The 6769-nt window shown below is 42.5% G+C and carries 7 protein-coding genes; 4 read left to right on the top strand and 3 right to left on the bottom strand.

Annotation, left to right across the window (positions count from 1 at the left end):
* Positions 1–129 precede the first annotated feature (129 nt).
* A complete protein-coding gene (locus CAG69_RS10045; protein WP_161444032.1) occupies positions 130–1890 on the bottom strand; it encodes an ABC transporter ATP-binding protein/permease in 1761 nt (586 codons plus the stop codon).
* A gap of 167 nt (positions 1891–2057) precedes the next feature.
* Positions 2058–2672, bottom strand: a complete 615-nt coding sequence (locus tag CAG69_RS10040) for a 3'-5' exonuclease (protein ID WP_161444030.1) — start codon at positions 2670–2672, stop codon at positions 2058–2060.
* 195 nt (positions 2673–2867) lie between these two features.
* Here CAG69_RS10040 and CAG69_RS10035 point away from each other — a divergent pair, with 195 nt between their 5' ends.
* Positions 2868–3128: a DUF5062 family protein gene (locus CAG69_RS10035; protein ID WP_005376453.1), complete on the top strand. Its 261-nt coding sequence runs from the start codon at positions 2868–2870 to the stop codon at positions 3126–3128.
* A 240-nt stretch (positions 3129–3368) separates the two neighbouring features.
* Entirely contained in the window at positions 3369–3863 is a 495-nt protein-coding gene (locus CAG69_RS10030) for a YcxB family protein (RefSeq protein WP_161444028.1), read from the top strand.
* Between the two features lie 267 nt (positions 3864–4130).
* Here the strand turns inward: CAG69_RS10030 and CAG69_RS10025 are convergent, their stop codons facing one another.
* The gene (locus CAG69_RS10025; RefSeq protein WP_161444026.1) at positions 4131–4700 is read right to left on the bottom strand and encodes a DUF6795 domain-containing protein; all 570 of its coding nucleotides are present in this window, start codon (positions 4698–4700) and stop codon (positions 4131–4133) included.
* 356 nt (positions 4701–5056) lie between these two features.
* Here CAG69_RS10025 and CAG69_RS10020 point away from each other — a divergent pair, with 356 nt between their 5' ends.
* Both CAG69_RS10020 and CAG69_RS10015 read left to right on the top strand, forming a co-directional pair.
* Complete coding sequence (locus tag CAG69_RS10020; protein WP_237668061.1) at positions 5057–5269, top strand: hypothetical protein; 213 nt, start codon at positions 5057–5059, stop codon at positions 5267–5269.
* A 615-nt stretch (positions 5270–5884) separates the two neighbouring features.
* A partial coding sequence (locus CAG69_RS10015; protein WP_161444024.1) for an esterase/lipase family protein occupies positions 5885–6769 on the top strand: 885 nt, incomplete at its 3' end.

Raw genomic sequence — 6769 nt, 5'->3', positions numbered from 1 at the left:
GTCTCTTTAACCACTCAGCGCGTTGCTATTAGATTCCTAGTCTCGCTGGAATGACACAAAACATCGTTAAGCTATTGGCATTAAATCACTTGGTCCGTTTTTGCTTATTCTTGAGGGCTTAACTAGGCGTTACTCGAAGTGCTTAAATTGTAACGCCACAAGTCGCTGATACAACTCACAGCTTTGCATTAATGATTGGTGGTTACCAACATCGACTAACTCACCATTGTCCAGCACCGCTATTTTATCCGCATGTTGGATAGTCGAAAGGCGATGAGCAATGATAAGCGTTGTGCGTCCTTTCATTAGTGCTTCAAGTGCTTGCTGAACGTGATGTTCACTTTCACTATCAAGAGCGCTGGTAGCTTCGTCTAGCAGTAAGATTTTTGGATCTTTTAGAATCGCGCGAGCTATCGCAATACGCTGCTTTTGTCCGCCCGACAGCCTAACGCCGCGCTCGCCTAAAAAGCTGTGATAGCCTTCGGGAAGCTTCTCAATAAACTCATGGGCATGGGCTTTTTTCGCGGCTTCGATAACTTGTTCATCCGTTGCTTCAGGATTACCGTAGCGAATATTATGGAAAACATCATGGCTAAACAGCGCTGGCTGTTGTGGTACGAGCGCCATTTGACGTCGAAGCTCGTTTGGATCGAACTGTCGAATATCTTCGCCACCAAACAACACTTGCCCTTGCTGCGGGTCATAAAAGCGTTGCAGCAGCTCGAATAGCGTTGTTTTACCTGCACCAGAAGGGCCGACCAACGCCAATACTTTGCCTTGTTCAGCGGTTAGGTTTAATTCTTTGATAGCTGGTTGATTTGGGCGAGAAGGGTAGTTGAAACTCACCGATTTAAAGTTAACCTCAGCAGGCATGTCGGGACGGACAGGCAAATAGTTGCTTGGCGCTTTAATATCGCTGTCTACTTGAAGAATCTCAATCAGCCGTTCGGTAGCACCTGCGGCCCTTTGCAGTTCACCCATGACTTCGGAAATGGTTGCAGTCGATGAGGCAACCATAATGGCATAAAACACAAATGCGGCTAGGTCACCCGCAGACATTTTTCCGTGAATCACATCGCTGCCGCCAACCCAAAGCATGCCTGCAATCGCGCTGAACACAATCACAATAACGCCTGATATCAGGATCGCGCGCTGTTTTACTCTCTGTCTGCCCACTTCATAAGCTTTTTCCACTTCGACAGCGAAAGCCGCTCGTTCATGCGGCTCTGAGCTAAAACTTTGCACGGTTTTAATATGTTCTATCGCTTCTCCAGCGTAGCTTCCGACATCGGCCATTGAGTCCTGACTTTGGCGAGAGAGAGCACGCACGCGTCGTCCATAAAACAAAATTGGTACCAAAACCAAAGGCACAGAAGCAAGCACAATCAGCGTGAGCTTAACGTTAGTGGCAAACAACATTATGATGGCCCCAAAGCACATCAAAGCGCTACGCATCGCCATCGAGAACGATGAACCAATAATGCTTTGCAGCAACGTGGTATCGGTAGTCAGGCGCGACATAATATCGCCGCTACTGTTGGTCTCAAAATAGCTCGGATGCAGCGTAATCACATGGTTAAACACCGCAAGGCGAATATCCGCACTGACGCGCTCACCTACGGAAGACACAAGGTAGAAGCGAAAGAAGGTCCCAATGGCAATACACAGTGTGACACCAACAATAAACTGAATCGCATTGGTAAGCTCTTGCAATGATTGCTGTGCAAACCCTTGGTCGATAAGAATACGTACTCCATAACCAACGGATAACGTTAAACTTGCTGTTGCGACAAGTGCAACCAAGGCCGCTGCAACCCGCCATTTATAAGGCGCAATAAAGGTGTTGAGTTTAAGAAGAATGCTGAGATTTTTGTTATTTTTTCGGCTCATGAGTGACTCACAAAGCGTTTTAGGTACCTGGCATAGTAAGCCAGTTTGGTTGGTGAGACCAGCGAACTGCCGCATTCAGATTAGGAAGTTCACTGGGATAGCCAATATCGCATCAAAAATCACTTAAACGTCTAAGATACGAGAATCAGCTTTTAGCTAGGAGGGGGTTAAGCACGGCTTTTGGCGAGTAGCAGGTCGACTTTTCCTTTTGCTGTTTTACTAACCGTTTGCATCAACTGAAAACTTGGCTTAACGATACCTGAGTTTTCTATCCCTTCGACCATTAAGAGCCAAAGCTTGGCTGTCATTTGCGCATCGGCTAGTGCACGGTGGAAAACACCGTCGTTGTCGATATTTTTATAGCGAACAAGTTCACCTAGCTTATGTGATGGAGCTTCTTGAATGAGCCGTCTTGCCACCAGTAAGGAGCAAGCAAACTCACCCGAATAACTACAGTTGATTCGTTCAAGCTCTGCATCTAAAAATCGTTTATCGAAGGACGCGTTGTGAGCGATAAGGTTTTCGCCTGCAATGAATTCACTAAATGACGCCATTACCTCTTCGCAGCTTGGTGCCGAACGTAACATATTGTTGGTAATGCCGGTATAGTTCTCAATGAAAGAGCTCACTCTGAAACCGGGATTCATGAGTTGCTGAAAACTATCAACAACCTCACCATCGACTAACTTTACTGCACCAATTTCTATTGCGCGATCACCTAAAGTAGGAGAGAGACCTGTGGTTTCAAAGTCGAGTACGACCACAGAGTTTGCTTGAGGCATAAAATTTTCCAGCTGAGTAATATTGCGCAAGAGTATTATCGAAAGCGACAGAAAAAGAAAGGCGAACCAATTGGTATATCTTTGTCGATGTAGATTCCAAAAAATCGACTCTACGTAATCAATATGAGAGTTTTATAACACGTTATTGGCGATACTTAATGTATTCTTAGCCGAAGCGAAGAAGAGGATTTATCAATGTCAAAAAGCTCCAAGCTTCACAATGAAGACAAATTGGTTAAGAAGGCACTAGAGATTGGTGGGAAGATGGCGAAGCTACAAGGTTTTGACCTTCCTCAGTCACCACAACCTCTGAGAGTAAAAGCTATTTACCTATTCTTGGTCGATGCCAAACAGATCACGCCACTACCGGAAAGCAAGCTAGATGGCGCAAGCATCAAACACCGATTGGCAGTATGGATACACAGTGCGTTGCCAGACAACGACCCTCTAAAGTAGAAAACTCAAAAAGTCGCATAGGTCATTAATTAACATAGGCCATTAGTTCACAAGGCGAGCCAAATGGTTCGCCTTGTTTGATCTTGGCAATTGCACCGAGGTCTTCTAGCGTTTTGGTATCATTGATTTACAAAACAGAATCAAAAGGACTAAAGATAAGTCCCGAGAAGCGCTACAATGCACGCGTTGCGAGAGTGCAACCAAGAATACTCATTTATAGAAGCCTTGAAGTAACCATACATGTCTAAAGATTTCGAATTCACTACAGAATACATACTCGACAAACCTTTCTTTGCTGAGTGTTATGATCAAACTAGCCAGCCAACGAAGTTCCCACAAGCGTATCTAAAAGGGATGCTGTTTCTTGTCTTTGGTGTGGTTTTATTGGAGTTTGAACTGTTACCTAACGGTTATGTCGGTTGGTTTTTTATCGTATTGAGTGTGATTGAAGCGTGCAGTGTTTACTTCAAAAGAACTTGGTGGCTGTGGCGTCAAACCATCAGCTCAAACCGTGGCAGCAAAGTAGTTTTTGATGTGAATGCAGATGGCGTGCGCTACAAAAGCGGTAAAGTTGATCGCAGCCTCGCTTGGAATGAAATCGATCAACTCGAACAAACTGATTTGGGCTTAATCCTTCATCTAGGTAAACAACGCCAATACATCAGCAAATCCTGCTTAAACGAAGAAGTGATCGCGTTTATGGTAGAACAGCACGCGGCATCAAAAGCGAGCTAACAAATTCTTACTTTCAAAAAAGGCGAGCCAGTGAGTTCGCCTTTTTTGCTCTTAGGATTTGGTGTTCAGGGGGAGCACTCTAATTCAAACTCGAAAGCTGAACCACTACACTCGGCGTTACAGATGGGTCATTCCAGCGAGCCTAGGCGAGACTAGGAATCTACCTAAGCGTGCTGTGGGAATCAAACCCGCATCGTCAGCTTGGAAGGAGGCGTAGTACGGGTTTTGTAAGATAAATTGGTCATTAAATCTATTTAATATCAACTATTACGTGTCCTTGTTTAGTAATATTTTTTCAGAAAATCCTTTCAAATCGCACCTACTAATAATTTCAAGATCGAGACCATTCTCAACAAATCTATTTTTAAAAAAGTAATGATATTCGTCCGAATTAATCTCACAACTTAAATCAAGAAGGTTATCTGAAATAAATTCATAGGGTTTCACATCAGAAAATCGAGCTTCTAGTAAGTAGTGTTTTTTGCCATCTATAAAAATGTAAATGCCAATGTAGCTAGAGGACTCATGAAGGGTAGGTTCTTTAAACGTCTGATAGTGGTATGTGGATTCGAAATGAAAATAACCCTTTTCTGACGTCATTGTCTCGATGATATAACGGTTGTTAGAAAAAGCAGTGTGTAGATAAACTACCTCGCTAGTAAACGCTTTCCCGTCTAAGTATAAGCTGCCATTGATCTCTGAGCTAAGTGTGTATTGAAACTTTTTTGATTTGAAGAAATTAAACATATCTGCGTTACAACCTGTTGAGAGCAGTAATATTGTGGCACTCATAAGGAAAACCAGTATTTTGGTCATTTGCTTGCCAATCTCGTACATAGGTCGACTCATCCCCACGCGTGAGAAGATACTATGTTCTAATGATCTCAAGTGCTAGCCTAGGGCTGCCCCAGTTTTCAAATTAAGTCATGCTAAATCGTATATCTAGGCGCACTTTAAAAAATGATGTAAATAATATGTCCATTACTTTCATGGTTGGCTTTGCTGCGTAATTTGTTGTCGAAGCCGAGCAGTCTTATTTAGATTGATAGTAAGCCAACACGGCAAGTTTTAGGCATACCAAGCACATTTTCGCTTTAAAACTCACATCGAAGTCTTTGGCTTGACGGCTGATACAACTGTAGTGTGTGCAGCGAAGTTCGTCTTCAAACTAAAGCCTCGCTTAAAATGAATTTATGGAATGGCACCATTGGATACATGACTTATTGCTGTCTGATGACCACTACATCGATAGCATTGAAGTCTCTTACCTAAGCGAAGGTAAGTATGCTGCTCAATTTGATGTACGTTGGTGTGGTGATTTCAAGGATGGATCGTTTACTGACCTCACCGTAGCGCAACGCTGGGTGATGTACGAACCCGGAACAGTTTGCTTACCCAGTGATTGAGAACTACGTTTCGGTGGTGAAGAGCAATAACCTGACTGGTGATTAGGGGAGGTCGGAACAAGTTTCCCTTGATAGGTGTGGGTTAACACTCTAAAAGTCACAGCCGCAAGTTACTCATCTAACCCAATACTAAAAAGACGAACCACACGGTTCGTCTTTTTCGAGTTTGAAGCTTGGTGGTTAGTGGATTACTCAAATTTAGATGCACAAGCTGAACCACTACACTCGGCGCTTTAGGTGGGTCATTCCAGCGAGCCTAGGCGAGACTAGGAATCTCAGGAAGCACGCTGCGGAGTTAGTGTTTAAACTGAACTGAAAGTGATGAGTAGACTCTGCATTATACTCCTGAAGTAATGAAGCCAGCCTTCTAGCTCATTTTTGCCCAATTGTGAGTTACGCCTCCAAGTTAAACAATGATGATACCTAGTCAACTTTGAGATACCAAAAGTAACGAGAGACAAAAGGCGAGACCTGATCCCATGAGTTTCTATTAGGTAAGCCGTGCGGAAAGTAAGGTTTTTAGGTTCATAATCAACTAGATGCTTTTATGCTTCCTAACTAATTGATATATTGTCACTACTTTGTTTGTCATGTTGTCATTAGGAGTACAAGAGGATGGCTCAAGATTTTGATTTTTACCAGAAAAGAGAAGGGTGTCGCAATCTTGTGTTGTTCGTACACGGGTTTACAGGAGACTCAAAGAAAACTTGGACGAATGCAAATGGTACAGTGTTTCCGGAGCTCTTGTTAGCTGATGAAACGATTTCAGGTAACTTCGATGTTGCTTCATATAATTACTTCACCGAGCTACTAAATCTTTTTGCTGACACTAAAGAAAAAGCAAGACGCATTCGAGATTTGATTAGGAGAAGGACCCACAAAAAGGAAAGAAATCTTGATATAGACGAGCTTTCCAAAAATCTATCTAGCCATTTGAGGTTTTCTCTAGAGCAGTACGATAATATTTATGTGATTGCACATAGTATGGGAGGGTTGATTACTAAAAGCTTGATTAAAAACGATCTCAACCTCAACAGTCACACCAAGGTAAAACTCTTCGTTTCATTGGCTGTTCCGCATCAAGGTGCTTCGAGCGCAGTTTTGGGAAGTATTATTAGTAGCAACTTACAAATTTCAAACCTAAACCCTGTGGAACAGTTTATTACCGAGCTCAATCAAAGTTGGGTATATCTAGATTCCAAGCCAACAACAAAGTACTTTTACGGAGGCTACGATAAAATCGTTACTAAGTATAGTGCAGTTGCTATCGACAAAATTGAAAAAGATATTGTTTCAGTTGCTGAAGATCACACTACAATTTGTAAACCTGAAAATAACCAGGCTATTGTATATCTCAGTGTTCTTCAATTTATCAAAGAGCAATTTAAGAACGAAGAGTTGAGTGACATAGGATTTCAAAAGTTAAATGATTCAGATGGCTCTGATTTGGATAACGAGCTCTTTGTCTTAAAGTTAATTGTTGCTAATATAGAAGAAGAT

Origin of the sequence: Vibrio sp. V43_P6S15P86, from assembly GCF_009904725.1 — a bacterium.
Lineage (GTDB): Bacteria > Pseudomonadota > Gammaproteobacteria > Enterobacterales > Vibrionaceae > Vibrio > Vibrio diabolicus.
This window is presented reverse-complemented; position numbering and strand designations above follow the sequence as displayed.

What these genes read in the sequence shown, in the direction of transcription:
- CAG69_RS10020 (WP_237668061.1), top strand. Translation starts at nt 5,057, where the DNA reads ATGGAATGGCACCATTGGATACATGACTTATTGCTGTCTGATGACCAC.
- CAG69_RS10030 (WP_161444028.1), top strand. Translation starts at nt 3,369, where the DNA reads ATGTCTAAAGATTTCGAATTCACTACAGAATACATACTCGACAAACCT.
- CAG69_RS10035 (WP_005376453.1), top strand. Translation starts at nt 2,868, where the DNA reads ATGTCAAAAAGCTCCAAGCTTCACAATGAAGACAAATTGGTTAAGAAG.
- CAG69_RS10040 (WP_161444030.1), bottom strand. Translation starts at nt 2,672, where the DNA reads ATGCCTCAAGCAAACTCTGTGGTCGTACTCGACTTTGAAACCACAGGT.
- CAG69_RS10025 (WP_161444026.1), bottom strand. Translation starts at nt 4,700, where the DNA reads ATGTACGAGATTGGCAAGCAAATGACCAAAATACTGGTTTTCCTTATG.
- CAG69_RS10045 (WP_161444032.1), bottom strand. Translation starts at nt 1,890, where the DNA reads ATGAGCCGAAAAAATAACAAAAATCTCAGCATTCTTCTTAAACTCAAC.